The 15,861-nt window shown below is 43.8% G+C and carries 15 protein-coding genes; 14 read left to right on the top strand and 1 reads right to left on the bottom strand.

All coding sequences use genetic code 11. The features are described from left to right. Window positions 1–223 precede the first annotated feature (223 nt). From ribA to L3V23_RS00360, 8 genes are all read left to right on the top strand, one after another. Window positions 224–820: a GTP cyclohydrolase II gene (gene ribA, locus L3V23_RS00395; RefSeq protein ID WP_042487713.1), complete on the top strand. Its 597-nt coding sequence runs from the start codon at window positions 224–226 to the stop codon at window positions 818–820. A gap of 155 nt (window positions 821–975) precedes the next feature. Next, window positions 976–2,235, top strand: coding sequence for an imelysin family protein (locus L3V23_RS00390; protein WP_102965922.1), 1,260 nt, complete (start codon window positions 976–978; stop codon window positions 2,233–2,235). A 135-nt stretch (window positions 2,236–2,370) separates the two neighbouring features. Beyond that, window positions 2,371–3,753, top strand: coding sequence for a di-heme oxidoredictase family protein (locus L3V23_RS00385; protein WP_102965921.1), 1,383 nt, complete (start codon window positions 2,371–2,373; stop codon window positions 3,751–3,753). A 24-nt stretch (window positions 3,754–3,777) separates the two neighbouring features. Continuing rightward, the gene (locus L3V23_RS00380) at window positions 3,778–4,809 is read left to right on the top strand and encodes an imelysin family protein (protein ID WP_102985989.1); all 1,032 of its coding nucleotides are present in this window, start codon (window positions 3,778–3,780) and stop codon (window positions 4,807–4,809) included. Continuing rightward, window positions 4,790–5,878, top strand: a complete 1,089-nt coding sequence (locus L3V23_RS00375) for a DUF1513 domain-containing protein (protein ID WP_237291778.1) — start codon at window positions 4,790–4,792, stop codon at window positions 5,876–5,878. Before L3V23_RS00380 ends, L3V23_RS00375 begins: the two co-directional genes overlap by 20 nt. A 69-nt stretch (window positions 5,879–5,947) precedes the next feature. After that, the gene (locus tag L3V23_RS00370; RefSeq protein ID WP_237291777.1) at window positions 5,948–7,501 is read left to right on the top strand and encodes a L,D-transpeptidase family protein; all 1,554 of its coding nucleotides are present in this window, start codon (window positions 5,948–5,950) and stop codon (window positions 7,499–7,501) included. Window positions 7,502–7,716: 215 nt separating this feature from the next. Further along, the gene (locus L3V23_RS00365; protein ID WP_237291776.1) at window positions 7,717–8,265 is read left to right on the top strand and encodes a YcbK family protein; all 549 of its coding nucleotides are present in this window, start codon (window positions 7,717–7,719) and stop codon (window positions 8,263–8,265) included. Window positions 8,266–8,330: 65 nt separating this feature from the next. Then, on the top strand, window positions 8,331–8,987 hold the full coding sequence (locus L3V23_RS00360; RefSeq protein ID WP_102953084.1) for an MBL fold metallo-hydrolase: 657 nt from the start codon (window positions 8,331–8,333) through the stop codon (window positions 8,985–8,987). Here the strand turns inward: L3V23_RS00360 and L3V23_RS00355 are convergent. Then, window positions 8,981–9,658: a DUF2982 domain-containing protein gene (locus L3V23_RS00355; protein ID WP_237291775.1), complete on the bottom strand. Its 678-nt coding sequence runs from the start codon at window positions 9,656–9,658 to the stop codon at window positions 8,981–8,983. The two genes, L3V23_RS00360 and L3V23_RS00355, sit on opposite strands and share 7 nt — an antisense overlap. Before the next feature lie 220 nt (window positions 9,659–9,878). Between L3V23_RS00355 and L3V23_RS00350 the strand changes: the two genes are divergently transcribed. The 6 genes from L3V23_RS00350 (at window position 9,879) to L3V23_RS00325 (ending at window position 15,838) form a co-directional block, all read left to right on the top strand. Next, window positions 9,879–10,274 (top strand): MarR family transcriptional regulator, encoded by a 396-nt coding sequence (locus L3V23_RS00350; RefSeq protein WP_102965916.1) that lies wholly within the window; start codon window positions 9,879–9,881, stop codon window positions 10,272–10,274. 399 nt (window positions 10,275–10,673) lie between these two features. Further along, entirely contained in the window at window positions 10,674–11,768 is a 1,095-nt protein-coding gene (locus L3V23_RS00345; protein WP_042487682.1) for a TRAP transporter substrate-binding protein, read from the top strand. A 112-nt stretch (window positions 11,769–11,880) separates the two neighbouring features. After that, complete coding sequence (locus L3V23_RS00340) at window positions 11,881–12,420, top strand: TRAP transporter small permease subunit (protein WP_042487680.1); 540 nt, start codon at window positions 11,881–11,883, stop codon at window positions 12,418–12,420. A gap of 12 nt (window positions 12,421–12,432) precedes the next feature. Continuing rightward, entirely contained in the window at window positions 12,433–13,716 is a 1,284-nt protein-coding gene (locus tag L3V23_RS00335; protein WP_042487676.1) for a TRAP transporter large permease subunit, read from the top strand. A gap of 135 nt (window positions 13,717–13,851) precedes the next feature. Then, window positions 13,852–15,216 carry a cache domain-containing protein gene (locus L3V23_RS00330; protein ID WP_102965915.1) on the top strand — a complete coding sequence of 455 codons (1,365 nt, stop codon included), beginning with the start codon at window positions 13,852–13,854 and terminating at the stop codon, window positions 15,214–15,216. Further along, entirely contained in the window at window positions 15,200–15,838 is a 639-nt protein-coding gene (locus L3V23_RS00325; protein WP_102953087.1) for a response regulator transcription factor, read from the top strand. Before L3V23_RS00330 ends, L3V23_RS00325 begins: the two co-directional genes overlap by 17 nt. Window positions 15,839–15,861 lie beyond the last annotated feature (23 nt).

Genomic DNA, 15,861 nt, shown 5'->3' with positions numbered 1-15,861 from the left:
ATGAATCTTACAGAGCGCGTTTCTATAAGTTACTTAAGTTGGTAAACAGATTATGATCTTTTCATTGAAAACTTGCGGGCCAATCCCCATAGTTATGGCAAGATTAACTGATTCGAATGCATGGACTCTCAATGTGGCAGAGCATTAGCTTCGCTAAGTACGAGAAGAAGATAAATTATTAACGACTGTGCATAAGTAATGTTTGAGTAAAGTGAGTACAGATATGGCGGAAGTAAGAGCCAGAGTTGACTTTAAGGTCGGCGCTAAAAGCAGCATTGATGCTGAAATCCTCTCTTTTAAAGGTTTAGAAACAGACAAAGAGCACGTTGCTGTTATCTTCAAATCCGTTGATAAGTCTCAAGAGATACCATTAGTTCGCATGCACTCTGAGTGTTTAACTGGTGATGTTTTCCATTCGTCGCGTTGTGATTGTGGTGAACAGTTGGAAGAAACCATAGAGAAAATGGGTGAGTTTGGCGGAATTATTCTCTATTTACGTCAAGAGGGGCGGGGCATTGGGCTTTATAACAAAATCGATGCTTACCGTTTACAAAGCCAAGGGATGAATACCTACGAAGCCAACAATCATTTGGGTTTCGGCGACGATCTCCGTGATTTCACTGAAGCTGCGCAAATGTTGAAAGCTTTGGGTATAAATAAGATTCGATTGGTGACTAATAACCCTAAGAAAGTCAACGAACTAAAACAGCATGGCATAGAGATCGTTGAAGTTGTAAATACAGCAGCTCATATTAAGTCAGGCAATGAAAACTATTTAAAAGCAAAAGTCTCACACGGAAAGCACGACTTAAAACTTTAATAGCTCATCACTTTTGCATAAAAAAACCTCACTTCGGTGAGGTTTTTTTTGTTACAGCTTGCAAATAAATTGTAAATTTGTATGATGCGTAACTAGTAGTGCAAATGAGAATAATTAGCACTAACAATATAAGGTTGCTCAACAAGGATGCTTCAATGAAAGTGAAATCGTTTTTAGTCCAATCTATCGCCGCTTCTTTAGCTTTAGCCAGTGCTGCAAGCATTGCCGCAGTTACTCAACAACAAGTTGTAGAAAACTATGCAGATATTGCTCACGCAGTGTTTGCTGATTCATTATCTACAGCTAAAGGTCTTGAAAAGTCAGTAGATACTTTTCTATCAGCACCGTCAGAAGCAAAATTGCAAGACGTTAAAAAAGCGTGGTTAGCAGCGCGTGTACCGTACCAACAGTCTGAAGTATTCCGTTTTGGTAACGCCGTTGTTGATGACTGGGAAGGACAGCTAAACGCTTGGCCTTTGGATGAAGGTCTGATCGATTACGTTGCGACAGATTATCAATATGAATTGGGTAATGAAGGTGCAAGTGCAAACATTATCGGTAATAAAGCGATCACGATCGGTGCAACGACAATTGATGCATCTACCATTACACCTGAGCTTATCGCTAGCCTCAACGAAGTTGGTGGTTCGGAAGCGAACGTAGCATCTGGGTACCATGCAATTGAATTTTTGTTATGGGGCCAAGATTTAAACGGCACTAACCCTGGCGCTGGTGCTCGTCCTTATACAGATTATGTTCAAGGTGCAGCGTGTACTAACGGCAACTGTGACCGTCGTGCCCAATACTTAAAAGCTTCTGTTCAGCTTCTGGTACAAGATCTAGAGTGGATGGAAAAGCAGTGGTCAGCATCGGAAAAAGGTAATTACCGTCAGGAACTACTTTCAGAATCAGCAACAAACGGCATTCGAAAAATGTTGTTTGGTATGGGTTCGTTATCTCTTGGTGAGTTAGCTGGTGAGCGTATGAAAGTGGCGCTTGAAGCGAATTCAACTGAAGACGAGCACGATTGTTTCTCAGACAATACGCACAACTCTCATTACTTTAATGAGCAAGGCATTTACAACGTCTATACGGGCTCATATTCACGTGTAGACGGATCTAAAATTTCTGGTCCAAGCATCAATGATTTGGTTGCAGACAAAGATTCAGCGGCCGCGAAAGACATTCTGGCTCAATTTGAAGTTTCTCGTGCAGAAGTTGGTGAGTTAGTGAAATCAGCAGAACAAAACAATCAACACTTTGATCAGTTAATTGCTGCAGACAACGCTGAGGGCAACGCATTAGTCAATAAAGCTATCGCTGGTTTAGTGGCTCAAACGGCTTCTATTGAGCGTGCAGCAGGCATTATCGGTATCGATAGCCTCAATCCGGATAACGCTGACCACGAATTTTAATCTCGATGGCAGACTGAGCTCTCTTAGCAAGATTCACCCCACAAAAAGAGAGCTCATTTATACCCAATCTTTAGACCTTTAACATGAGGTGTGACGGATTGGGTTTCTTGCTTTTTAAACGATGAGAAAGACGTAATGAAGTCGTATTTTTCAGCACTACTGCTGAGTTTGGCCTCTTGCCATGCTGTCGCTGAAGACGTGAAATCTGGAGGCAGTACTAGTATAACGAAAACCGGCCCTAATGCTTATTCTCTGCCTGCATCAAACTTGCCAATGGCAAAACGTTTGGACTTTAGCGTGGGCAACAGTTTTTTCCGTAATCCTTGGGTTCCGGCACCTTCATCAACTGATGCTCGCGATGGCCTTGGTCCTCTTTTTAACACTAATGGTTGTCAGAACTGTCATATCAAAGATGGACGTGGTCACCCTCCAGAAGCCAATGATACCCAAGCGGTTTCGATGCTTGTGCGTTTGAGCATTCCAGCAGAAACAGCTGCACAAAAAGCCATATATGACAGAGCGGGTGTAGTACCTGAACCGGTTTACGGTGATCAGTTGCAAGATTTTGCCCTTCCAGGGAAAAAAGCCGAAGGTTCGATTCTTATTACTTATGACGAAGTGGTGGTTAAGTTTGCGGATGGGACTCCAGTACTTTTACGTAAACCGAATCTTTCTATTCAAAATCTAGGTTATGGCGCCTTACATCCGAAGACTCAATTTTCTGCGCGTGTCGCTCCGCCTATGATTGGTTTAGGACTGTTAGAAGCTATTCCAGAACAGACGATTCTTTCTTGGCAAGACGAGAACGACGCTAATGGTGATGGAATCTCTGGTCGTGTGAACCGAGTTTGGGATATCCGCGAAGAGAAAAAAGTCGTTGGACGTTTTGGCTGGAAAGCAGGGCAACCATCGTTGATGCAACAAAATGCCGCAGCGTTCAATGGTGATTTAGGGTTGACCAGCCGTTTATTCCCAAAAGAAAACTGCAGTGTGCACCAAACACTTTGTAGTCAAGTGCCTAACGGTGGTGAACCTGAAGTGAGCGATAATATACTCGATTTCGTTGAGTTCTATTCGCAACACTTAGCGGTACCTGTGCGCCGAAACGTTGATGACCCAAAAGTTCAACACGGTCAAAAGCTGTTCGCTGAAGTAGGATGTAATAGCTGCCACAAAACAGAGGTTAAAACCGCAAAAGTGGAATCTAGACCTGCACTGTCAGAACAAACTATTCATCCATATACAGATTTGTTATTACACGATATGGGTGAGGGATTAAGTGATGGCCGACCTGAAGCTCTTGCATCAGGAAATGAGTGGCGAACGCCACCGCTATGGGGCATCGGCTATACAGAGGAAGTGAATAACCATACGTACTTCCTACATGATGGACGAGCACGAAATCTTATGGAAGCGGTGCTTTGGCACGGGGGCGAAGCTCAACCAGCCAAAGAAAAAGTACTTCAGTTCAATAAGCAAGAACGCGAATCCTTAATCGCATTTCTAAATTCTTTATAAAGTCATTCTTTGTTAGGTGTTTATATGACCTTCAAACTTTTTTTGCCAAGCATATTGGTACTGAGCTTAACGGCGTGTCAGACAAGCCAAACAGCTTCGCATGCGCAGCAAACTCAACACGTAAGCCAAGCTACTTATTTGGTGGAGTATCAAGCAGCAAATCATTTTTCTTTGCAAGCCGATTCATTAGCCGAGATGTTTTCTGAGTATTGTCAGGCAGATTCCGTGGATATCGGGGAGATCAAACAACAATGGCATAGCACTATGCTTGCATGGATGGCATTACAAGGTCAGGAGCGAGGTCCTGCAGATGCTCTTGCTCAAAGTTGGAATGTGCAGTTTTGGCCGGATAAGAAAAACACTACAGGTCTGAAAATGGGCGCTTTAACAAAGCAGGATAAAGTTTGGACGGCTTCCGAAATTGCAGAAAACAGTGTGACGGTACAAGGTCTTGGGGCAATTGAATGGATGCTCTACGATTCTAAATCGCCGCTGACCACTTCGAAGGTTAAGGCATGTATGTCAGCAACAGCAATCAGTGAAAATCTGGCAAACAGAGCCGACACGATTGAAAAAGCGTGGCGTACAAACCCTTGGACAAAACTGGATGAGAAAACGTGGACATCGGAATACATAGCGCTGCTATCCAATCAGTTAGAATTCTCTATGTCTAAGTTAAGCCGCCCTTTAGCGAATATTGGTAAACCTCGCCCATATTTCTCTGAGTCATGGCGCTCTAAAACGTCTATGTTCAACCTAAAAGCCAACATTGAAGCGATGCAATCGCTGTATTTATCTGATGGAAATGGTTTGGACAAAATGCTGAGAGACCGTGGACTAGTCGATTTGGCGGAACGAGTGAAAACCCAATATGCAAACCTTTTGGCAACATGGCCTGAAGAGGGAAGTTTGTTCGACCTGTTGCAAACAAAAGAGGGATATCGAACTGTGCTTTCTCAGTACAACAAAATGGAACAACTTAAGTATTTGTTACATGACGAAGTCTCTGTGGAACTAGACGTAGTGATAGGATTCAATGCAACCGATGGTGACTGATAACACTCGCCGCTCGCTACTAAAAGCGGCTCTCTTCGGTGTTTGCACACCAATATTTCCGTTTGGTTGTGCAAGCAACGGCAATAAAAATCAACCAGCACTCATTGGTTGTGCCGTGACAAGCCGCAACCAGTTTAGCGCTGTAGTTGCCGATAAACAGGGGCAATCGATTCTTCAGTTGCCTTTACCTGCCAGAGGGCATGGGGTCGCTATTCATCCACATATGAGTCAAGCCGTTGCTTTTGGCCGTCGTCCGGGTGAGTTTATGATGGTTTTTGACTATCAGAGTGGCGAGATGATAGCGCTCAATTCGTCTGGTTCTCAGCGACACTATTACGGTCATGGCGTCTATTCCAATGATGGCTTATGGTTGTTTGCTACCGAAGGTGAAAGAGGAACCAGCAGGGGTATCATTGGTGTTTATGACGTTCAAAAGGGCTACAAGAAAACCGATGAACTGACAGGGTTTGGTATTGGTCCACATGAGGTGATCATGATGCCAGATAACACCTTAGCGATTGGTGTGGGTGGCGTTCATACCAACGGCCGAGAGCCTTTAAATATAGAGACAATGCAGCCGAGTCTTACTTATCTGTCTATGAATGGCAAAGTGCTAGAGCAGGTAGCATTACCGGATCACCATTTGAGTATTCGTCACCTTGCTCATGACGGAAGTGAAACCGTGTTGTGCGGACAACAATATCGTGGGCAACCGGAAGACACACCATCATTAATTGCCATGCATACCCGTGGCGGGGAAATGCAGCCTTTACTTGCTGAACCTGAAGAGTGGGCTCGTTTTAATCACTATATTGCAAGCATAGCGGCTACGGATAAATGGATATTGGCTACGTCTCCCGTCGGGAATTGCTACGGTATTTGGTCGAAGGAAACTCATCGCTTAGTTGAACTAGCTCCTTTACCCGATGCTTCAGGTGTGGTTGTGCATGGTGAGCAGTTTCAGGTAAGCTCCGGTGCTGGGATGGTAGTGAGAAACCAATATCCTCATGGCGCGGCAACGAGTGTATCAAATGTGCAATGGGATAATCACTGGTCAGCAATTGTTTAATTTTGTCATAACAATTGACTCATTTTTTGCCATACTCAATTTATAGGTTGTTGAGTTAGGCGTCTTTATATGAAGAAAAATCGTTTTTTTGCAGTGTTGCTACTTCTGTTCAGTGTATCGATTTCAGCAGCAGAAAAACGGCTTTCTGAATTAGGTTGGATTGAACCTGATTCACCGGTTTTGTCACTGTTAGCGTATCCGCAGAGAGTTGAGCGAATTTATCAGGAAAATAACGCTCAGCTTATTTGGATCGATTTAGCTACCATTCAAAAGTTTGAGCAGCAGCTTGAAGTTATCCATCGTGCAGGTATTAGTCCGCTATTTGATGGACGTTTAGGGCATTTGCAAAAATATCGCGAGCAAAATACTTGGTTTGAATACGACCTGTTAGCGACTGATACTCTTATCATGTATTTGAGTTACGCTGAGCAGGCTGCAAAACTTGGGCAACAGTGGTTTTTTGAAGGCAAAAAGCTGACATACAACTTACCACTCCCTAGTGAAAACGCCTTTGTTTCTTTGGAAGTTGCTGTGGCGACGAACGGTATTGGTGAACTGGTTCAGTCATACACGCCGAGTGACGCTTCATACAAGCCTTTGATGACTGCATACAATACTCTGCTTGAGAAAGAGTCTGAGATCATTCCTCGCTATAACCAAAAAGGTTTAATAAAGCCGGGGGATAGGCTTGATGATAGAGAGCTGCTAATTCATCGCTTATCACTGGTGAGTATCGATATGAGTCAAGTGAGTGACAGTGTCACCTGGTATGACAACAGTCTGGTGAAAGTGGTTAAGCGATTTCAACGAATGCATGGCCTTAAGTCTGACGGAATCATCGGTCCCGATACGTTAAAATGGCTCAACCTTTCTGTTAAGTCCCGTTTGGCTCTTCTGGCTTTGAATGCCGAACGCAGCCGCTTATGGTCACAGGAAGAAGACACGGTGATCGTGGTGAACATTCCTGGGTTTGATATGAAGTACTGGTATTCAGGTAAACCCGTATTTTCATCGAAAGTGGTCGTGGGTAGTGTTAAACGTCCGACGCCTTTGATGTCTATTAAACTCGATTCCGTGATTTTAAATCCCACTTGGAATGTTCCGAGAAAAATCATGGTGGAAGACATTCTTCCACTGGCGAAGAGGGATGCAAACTATTTCAGTCGGCACCATATTGAAATCATTAAGAGTTGGACCTCAGACAAAACTTTAGATCCAAAAGCGATCGATTGGACAAGCGTAGACCCAGACACATTCCCATACCGAATGCGCCAGCAATCTGGGCGTCAAAATGCGTTAGGGTTGTACAAGTTTAATACACCGAATGCTCGCGCCATTTATTTGCACGATACGCCAAGCAAACATCTGTTCAGCAGCCCATCAAGGGCATTCAGCTCTGGCTGCATCCGTGTGCAGGATGCGTCTATTTTTGCGGCTAAGATTTTTGAAACTCAGGGAATTGATGAGTCCAAATTGAAAGATGAACAGAACCCAAGCAATAAGTCTATTGCGCTGAAGAAGCGAATCCCAGTTCATATCATTTACCAAACCGTTTGGTATGAAGGTGGAAGTCTTCAGTACAGGGATGATGTTTACCGCTTCGATGCACAAGCTCGTGGATGAGAGGCAAAGGTTGGCAATTAAGCGCTGGCCTATGTTATTTACTTCAAAGTTTACTCAAAATTTACATATTAAAGTTTTTCTTTATGTTCAAGCACTAATGCTATAAATCGCCGTGTAAGGCGATTTTGTGCACAAATTATGCATTTGACCTTCACTGGCGAGTCCGTTAAGTTTCGCCCTCTGTTTGAAATTTAATCAGTAGTAAAGGTGTTGGTTTGATTGTTTCTCGACGTGATTTTTTGAAATTTGCTGGAAGTGGTTTAGTGGTAGCGGCTTGTTCGCCAAGCCTTGTTCAAGCCTCTCTTCCAGATGAACCTCGTGTTTTGGCACTGAATAACCTGCACACGGGTGAAACGTTAGAAAGTTGCTATTTCAATGGTCATCGTTATGTGCGTTCAGAACTGAAAAGACTCAACCATATTTGCCGCGATTTTCGTCGCAACGAAGTTCATCCTATGGACAAAGGGCTATTCGACCAATTAACCCGTATTCAAACCTTAATCGGCAGTGAGGCTGAGGTACAGATTATTTCTGGTTACCGCTCTCCGGCAACCAATGAAATGCTTCGTCAAAACTCAAATGGTGTTGCGCAGAAGAGCTTCCATATGATGGGGAAGGCCTTTGATTTCCGTTTGGATGGCGTTTCATTGAAACAAGTTCATGAAGCGGCATTAAGCCTAAAAGCAGGTGGCGTTGGGTATTATCCTCGCAGTGGCTTTGTACACATAGATACAGGCCCAGTCCGCAACTGGCAAGGCTCGTAGCTTGTCAAACTAGGGCTCTAGTGGCATAGTTCGAACAATTTCGAATATCGAACAAGGTTTGTTTTATGTCTTTACAATATCAAGTTGTCCCTGTGACTCACTTCGCTCAAAACTGTTCAATCGTTTGGTGTGATGAAACCATGGAAGGCGTTGTTGTCGATCCGGGTGGTGACGTCAAACAATTGAAAGCTATGATTGATGAGCTGGGAGTGAAAGTGGTTCACATCGTGCTTACTCATGGTCACTTAGATCATGTTGGTGGTACAGAATCATTGGCCGATCAGCTTGGCAATGTCGATATTGTTGGTCCACATAAAGCGGATAACTTCTGGCTACAAGGTTTGGAAGGTCAAAGCCAAATGTTCGGCTTCCCGCTTACAGAAGCATTTGAGCCTAATAGATGGTTGGATGAAGGTGACACAGTGACCTTCGGTAAACAGACTCTTCAAGTGATTCACACACCGGGTCATACTCCGGGGCATGTGGTTTTGTTCAGTGAAGAAGCGAGACTGGCTTTTGTTGGTGATGTACTGTTCCACGGCAGTATCGGTCGTACAGATTTCCCTCAGGGTAATCATGGTGATTTGCTGAACTCGATCAAAACCAAGCTTTGGCCATTAGGTAACGATGTAACGTTTATTCCGGGGCACGGACCTAAATCAACATTTGGTCATGAACGATTACACAATCATTACGTGGCTGATGAAATGCCGCTTTACTGATCAGCTTTCTCTGGCTCGGCTGCTGCGAGATAGCGCCGAGCTAGCCCTACAAACTCTTCCGCACTTCTGTCTAAATCATTCGCCGAGATAAAAACGTCGTAATCGTAATATTGGCGCTGATACTTCATTCTGTTTGCCAACATAGCCATTAAGCCTGAATAACTTTTTGTTGCAGACTCTTTGTACTGCTGAGCATCCAACACCATATCTTCAAACTTCGTTTCTTGGTTTTTTTGTCGTGCGCCAAGATAGAGCAGAGCACGCTGGCTGAGCAGTATTTCAGAGGCGATACGCGGACAAATACTGTCAAGATAAGGAGAGTAGCGTCTTAGCTTGACGCCAATCCATGGCAACGGATGATGCCATCCGTCTTGCTCGAAAGTACAAATGCCGATTTTACTGATGTTATTCCAACGCAACACCCAACCGCCTCGAAACAGATGCTGCTGAAAATGAGTGGCGGTGAAGGTATAGCCAACTTGGCTTTTTCTGATCAGCCAGTAGCCAACAACCAACAACACACCAATAGCGATCACCGCGACTAAGGCTTGTCGCCAACTGGGTGACCAAATAACAAACCCCAAAGCCAATAAAGCAGCCGCAATGCCTACCCATTTCGCATAAGGAGAACGTAAGTCAAAGTGATGATTGGCGATATGAATACTCTGCATAGAAACCACATACACTCTCTATAAAACTGTGTTTATCCCCAGTATTGCAACTGTGATAATCAAAAACGTCCTTGTATAAATTGTAGTCATAAACGTGCGATAGATGCATTTTTGCGGGAGAAGTTGACCTCAATGCTACAAATGACAGCAGAATTTTGATATAAAACGCGCTTCAAATTTTCACCACTGCGATTAAAGCAGTGAAATGGAGACATACTCGATGAGACTTGCTCATAAGCGCAAAGTGCAGGCTAAACTGCAAAAGCGTGTTAAAGCGACTGTAGCGAACCTATCTTCAGCAACGAAAACTGCGAAACCTGCAGCTGAAAAGAAAGTTGTAGAGAAAAAAGTAGCTAAACCAGCGGTTGAAAAAGTTGTTGCTCAAGCAGCAGCGATTAAAGTTGACGTAGAATTAACGCCTAAGCAACAACAGGTTCTTGATATTGTTGCTAAAAATGCGGAAGGCATTAATCCTAAGTCTATTGGCCTAGAAGCTGGTCAGGAAGACGCAAAAGCGGCTTCTTGGGCAACAGGCGCACTTAAAAAACTACTTGAAGAAAATCTTGTAGTGAAAGAGCAGTTAGCGGGTAACAAAGTCATCTACAAAGCGGTGTAGTTCACTTCGCAGCTTCAATCTCTAAGGCCTCGGTATTACCGGGGCTTTTTCATTTTCACTTCTCAGCCCTATATAGAATTCTATATAGCACTTACGGCGCTCTGTCACAGTTTCGAAAACAAAACGCAAACTTCATGTCTGTGAAAGTAATTACGTAGAAACACAGAGGTCGAATATTCCAGTCTATGTAAATACCTTTTAAAAGAATTAGATAGAACGGTGGAGTTATATATCCTACGTATTACTACGTAAGACTATGGTTTTATATACCGCTGCTGATGTTATTTCTTTGCGTAATCATGCTCATTTTTTATTGATGAAAGTTCACCCAAAGTATGTAGTGAACTGAAGCGCTACTGAAGTACCACTGCACTGACCAATAACAAAAGGACGTGAACAATGAGTCTGATTCATCAATCTGTAAAACGAGTTATGACAACGAGTATGGTTGCGCTTACAGCGTGCTTTGCTTTGCTGTCAACATCAGCGTCTGCTGATGAGAAAGTGTATCGCTTAAAACTAGCTGAAACTTGGGGCCCGAACTTCCCGATTTTCGGTGATACAACAAAAAATATGGCTGCAATGGCAGAAAAGATGTCAAACGGCCGCCTGCAAATTCGCATTGACTCTGCGAATAAACACAAAGCGCCGTTAGGTGTATTCGATATGGTGAAATCAGGTCAGTATGACTTGGGTCACTCAGCGTCTTATTACTGGAAGGGCAAGGTTCCAAATACGCTTTACTTCACATCTATGCCTTTCGGTATGACAGCACCTGAGCAATATGCTTGGTTCTATCACGGTGGTGGTATGGAGCTGATGGAGAAAGTGTATGAACCTCACAACATGCTTTCATTCCCTGGCGGTAATACCGATATCCAGATGGGTGGTTGGTTCCAAAAAGAAATCAATTCATTAGAAGATCTGCAAGGTCTGAAAATGCGTATACCTGGTTTTGCTGGTGAAGTATTGGCTGAGCTGGGTGCAAAACCAACCAACATTGCACCGGGCGAACTGTACACATCTCTAGAACGCCGCACAATCGACGCTCTTGAGTGGGTAGGTCCGTCTCTTGACCTACGCATGGGATTCCACAAAATCGCTCCTTACTACTACACAGGTTGGCATGAGCCAGCAACTGAGTTGCAGTTCCTAGTAAACAAACGTACTTGGGAAAAATTGCCTGAAGATCTACGTGAAATCTTGCGTATTGCGATGCGTACGGCTGCTTACGACATGTATGCACAATCTGTACATGAAAGTGGTAAGAACTGGGTTTCAATTAAAACTGAATATCCAGACGTAAAAGTAAAAGACTTCCCGCCTGAAGTTATCAAAGCACTTCGTGATGCAAATGGTCGCCTACTTGCAGATCACGCAGCTAAAGATCCACTAGCGAAAGAGATTCAAGAGTCACAAGCAAACTATCTGAAAGATGTTCGCCAGTGGACGGATATCTCTATGCGTGCGTACCTAAACAACGAAGCACAGTAGTTTTAATTTAAAGCTGCTGAGAAGCCCAAGAAAAATATAACTAAGCTCCGCTAGCTCATTCCGGATTCACTGGGTTAAGCGGAGCATATTTGCAAATTCCATGGAGTCGGGAATGAGAAGTCTCATCTATATCGAAAGACTGTTTAATCGTATTAGCGATTTTCTTGGTTGGTTATCCAGCATTCTATTCGTACTGCTTGTGGCGAACGTGGTTTACGACGTTGTCATGCGATACGCGTTTAATGACGTATCTATTGCCTTTCAAGAGCTCGAATGGCACCTGTTCTCTGCCGTGTTCATGCTTGGTATTCCTTATGCGCTAAAAGCGGGTGGTCATGTTCGGGTCGACATCTTCTACGAGCAACTGTCGAACAAAGCGCAAGCGGTCATCGATCTACTAGGCACTCTTATCCTGCTACTACCATTCTGCCTGCTGGTGGCTTACTTCGGTATTGATTATGCCAAAGAGAGTTATGAACTTGGGGAAACCTCAGGTGACCCAGGCGGTTTACCTTATCGATGGATTATTAAAAGCCTAATTTCAGTGGCGTTCTTCTTCATGGCAATGAGTGGTATCGGCATGATTCTGCACTCGCTGAACCGAATCGTGAACCCACAGCTTTTGCATACCAACTTTAAAGATTCGAAGTAAAAGGAAAAAACAATGATCGGAATCGTGATGTTCTTTGTAGCGCTGTTTGCACTACTTTTAGGTTTCCCCGTTGCTTTTACCTTCGGAGGAATCGCACTGATATTTGGGGTATGGGCGGAAGGCATCGAAATGTTTGCTTTTATGCCATATCGAATTCAATCCATCATGCAAAACACCGTGTTGATGGCCGTGCCGCTGTTTGTATTTATGGGTTTGGTACTGCAAAAAACACGCTTAGCTGAGCAGTTGCTGGAGTCTATGGGACGCCTGTTTGGTGGCGTGCGTGGTGGTATTGCTATTTCAACCGTGCTGGTGGGTGCTCTGCTTGCCGCATCAACCGGTGTTGTTGGTGCATCAGTCGTGGCGATGGGACTTATCTCTCTGCCTGTTATGCTCAAATACAACTATGACAAAGGCCTTGCGTGCGGAACGATTTGTGCGTCAGGAACGTTGGGGCAAATTATTCCACCTTCGATCGTTTTGATCTTGCTAGGTGATGTATTAGGTGTACCTGTCGGCGACTTATTCCAAGCGGCATTGTGGCCGGGTTTGGTTTTGGTTGGCGCTTATATCGTTTACATTTTGATTTACTCAAAATTGAACCCAGAAGCGGCCATGCCTATTGGTCGAGATGATTCGATTTCCCGTAGAGAAGAAGTGATCACTGCTTTAAAAGCAGTGATACCGCCATTAGCACTGATTATCGTGGTTCTTGGTTCCATTTTTGCGGGTGTTGCCACTCCAACTGAGTCTGCCGCATTGGGTGGTGCTGGTGCTCTTATTCTTGCGATGCTTTATGGTCAATTTAGCTGGAAGATGGTTTACGAAGCATCTAAAGAGACCGTAAACGTGACTGCAATGGTATTCGCAATTTTGCTTGGTGCGACTGCGTTCTCAATGGCGTTTACCTACACAGGGGGCGACATTTTAGTCGAAGAGTGGATGTTAGCTATTCCCGGTGACAAGTGGGGCTTCCTCATTGCGACAATGATTGTCATTTTGATTCTCGGCTTCTTTATCGATTTCGTCGAAATCTGTTTCATCATAGTGCCGATTTTGGCGCCTGTTGCGAGCACACTTGGTATTGAAATGACGTGGTTTGGTATTTTAGTGGCGATGAACTTGCAGACATCGTTCTTAACTCCGCCATTTGGTTTTAGTCTGTTCTATTTAAAAGGGGTTGCCCCGAAATCGGTCACCACTATGGATATTTATCGAGGTGTAATGCCATTTATCGCGATTCAAATACTGGTGTTGGTATCGATTTTAGTCTTCCCTGAATTCTACGGAATGTGATCCAATTCTTGGTTGTATAACGATTTGGTCAAACACACCTTAGAAGTTGCTAAAGTATTGCAGCTTACTGATTGTCGAATTATCGATAACCAGTAAGCTGTTTTTATTTTTGCATAGAGATCTTTGGGAAACGGAATGCCTCTAAAAGCCAAACTGATACTACTGACGTTATTGCCCCTGCTGCTTGTGACAGCAAGTATTAGTTGGATCTCTATTCATCAGGCGAAAACACTCGGTCAGCGTGAAGTCGAAATTTTTCGCATCAATTTAATCAAAGCGCGTGAAACAGCGCTTAAAGACAGTGTGGACCTCGCACTGGATTCGATTGCTCATATCTATAACAGCGATTCTTTAACTACAGAACAAGCGCAAGAAGAAGTGAAAGCCATTCTGACTAAGCTTCGTTATGGCTCTGACGGATACTTTTTTGCCTACGATGGTAAAGGTGTCAATTTAGTTCATCCAATCCAACCAGAATTAATCGGCCAGGATTTACTGCGCTTGCAGGATAAAGAAGGAGACTTCTTGATTGAAGCACTGCTTTTTCAGGCTCAGTCAGGCGGCGGTTTTCATCAGTATTTATGGCAAAAGCCGTCTACCAAAGAGATTGTACCTAAACTTAGCTATGTAGCTTGGCTGGATAAATGGCAATGGATGGTTGGCACGGGTCTCTATATCGAAGATGTAAGGCAAGAAGTCGCGTCGATGCAATCAGCGATAAATAAGAATATTGAGACAACCTTCTTCTCAGTGATGGTGATTCTGGCCGTGACTGTGGCTGTGATTATTGTGTTAACGCTGGCAATTAACCTTCATGAACATCGTCTTGCAGACAAGAACTTAAAAGAACTGGCACACAAAACAGTGATGTTTCAGGAAGATGAAAAGAAACATTTGGCACGTGAACTTCATGATGGCATCAACCAGTTACTGGTATCGAGTAAATGTCATTTAGAGCTGCTCGATCATAAACTGCAAGGGGATGCCTTAGTTTTGCATGTTGAAAAAGCGCAGCAATCGTTGATGACAGCAATTAATGAAGTCCGGCGTATTTCGCACAATTTACGCCCTAGTGCATTGGACGATATTGGCTTGCAAGCCGCGCTTGTGACACTACTGGAAGATTTTCAGGCGCACTCAAGTATTCAAATCGAGACCTTGTTTGATACCAAACCAGAGAAATTGAAGTCAGAAGCGGCAACAACCTTATATCGTGTTGTGCAGGAGTCTCTAAATAATATTCGCAAACACTCACAAGCGAAGAAGGTAACGGTGATTCTCCATCAAATGGGTAATATGCTTCAGTTGATGGTGAGGGATGATGGTATTGGTTTTAACGTTAAAGAAGCACTTAACAAACGAGGCATAGGTTTACGTAATATGCGTGAGCGAGTCGAGTTTATTGGCGGTGAGTTTGAGTTAATCAGTGAAGCTGGTTTTGGCACAGAGATTACCGTGTTATTGCGATTGGATGGATTAGTGTATGGAAAAACCAATTAGAGTTGTCATTGTCGATGACCATCAGGTGGTACTGGAAGGTTTTATGGCGCGTCTTGAATTGGAGCCAGAAATTAAAGTTGTCGCCACTGCAAGTAACGGTCTTGAAGCGCTGGATGTGGTGAAACAACACCAACCGGACGTTATATTGATGGACGTCAGTATGCCGATAATGAATGGCATTGATGCGACTCGCTTAATCAAAGAAGAAGTACCCGATGCAAAGGTGCTGATGCTGACTATGCATGACAATCGCGAATACATAATGAAAGTGATGCAGGCAGGAGCCGTCGGTTATATGCTCAAAGAAATTTCAGCTTCTAAGATGGTTCAGGCGATCAAAACGGTGAATCAAGGTTCTACCTATTTTTGCGAATCGGTCACCCAAACTCTGTTCACCGGAGAGATTACTCCTACTGCGAATAAGCCTAACCCTTTGAGCCGTAGGGAAGAAGCCGTTTTGAAGCTGGTTGCTCAAGGCTGTAGTAGTAAGAAAATTGCGTCGCTACTAAGCATTAGTTATCGCACCGTTGAAACGCATCGACAAAATATCAAACATAAGCTGGATATTCACTCAACTGCGGAACTGGCTAAGTACGCGGTGCAACACGGTCTGTTGGAATAACTGTACTTAATTGTCTGTAATTA

Origin of the sequence: Vibrio sp. A1-b2 (assembly GCF_021726015.1) — a bacterium.
In the GTDB taxonomy this organism is placed as follows: domain Bacteria; phylum Pseudomonadota; class Gammaproteobacteria; order Enterobacterales; family Vibrionaceae; genus Vibrio; species Vibrio diazotrophicus.
Note: the sequence above shows the minus strand (reverse complement) of the source record. Positions and strands in the feature narration are given on the sequence as shown.

Bases quoted from the DNA above. Each gene is read 5' to 3' on its own strand.
- L3V23_RS00350 (WP_102965916.1), top strand. From the start codon at position 9,879: ATGAGACTTGCTCATAAGCGCAAAGTGCAGGCTAAACTGCAAAAGCGT.
- L3V23_RS00370 (WP_237291777.1), top strand. From the start codon at position 5,948: ATGAAGAAAAATCGTTTTTTTGCAGTGTTGCTACTTCTGTTCAGTGTA.
- L3V23_RS00330 (WP_102965915.1), top strand. From the start codon at position 13,852: ATGCCTCTAAAAGCCAAACTGATACTACTGACGTTATTGCCCCTGCTG.
- L3V23_RS00340 (WP_042487680.1), top strand. From the start codon at position 11,881: ATGAGAAGTCTCATCTATATCGAAAGACTGTTTAATCGTATTAGCGAT.
- L3V23_RS00345 (WP_042487682.1), top strand. From the start codon at position 10,674: ATGAGTCTGATTCATCAATCTGTAAAACGAGTTATGACAACGAGTATG.
- ribA (WP_042487713.1), top strand. From the start codon at position 224: ATGGCGGAAGTAAGAGCCAGAGTTGACTTTAAGGTCGGCGCTAAAAGC.
- L3V23_RS00380 (WP_102985989.1), top strand. From the start codon at position 3,778: ATGACCTTCAAACTTTTTTTGCCAAGCATATTGGTACTGAGCTTAACG.
- L3V23_RS00335 (WP_042487676.1), top strand. From the start codon at position 12,433: ATGATCGGAATCGTGATGTTCTTTGTAGCGCTGTTTGCACTACTTTTA.
- L3V23_RS00360 (WP_102953084.1), top strand. From the start codon at position 8,331: ATGTCTTTACAATATCAAGTTGTCCCTGTGACTCACTTCGCTCAAAAC.
- L3V23_RS00390 (WP_102965922.1), top strand. From the start codon at position 976: ATGAAAGTGAAATCGTTTTTAGTCCAATCTATCGCCGCTTCTTTAGCT.
- L3V23_RS00355 (WP_237291775.1), bottom strand. From the start codon at position 9,658: ATGCAGAGTATTCATATCGCCAATCATCACTTTGACTTACGTTCTCCT.
- L3V23_RS00325 (WP_102953087.1), top strand. From the start codon at position 15,200: ATGGAAAAACCAATTAGAGTTGTCATTGTCGATGACCATCAGGTGGTA.
- L3V23_RS00375 (WP_237291778.1), top strand. From the start codon at position 4,790: ATGCAACCGATGGTGACTGATAACACTCGCCGCTCGCTACTAAAAGCG.
- L3V23_RS00385 (WP_102965921.1), top strand. From the start codon at position 2,371: ATGAAGTCGTATTTTTCAGCACTACTGCTGAGTTTGGCCTCTTGCCAT.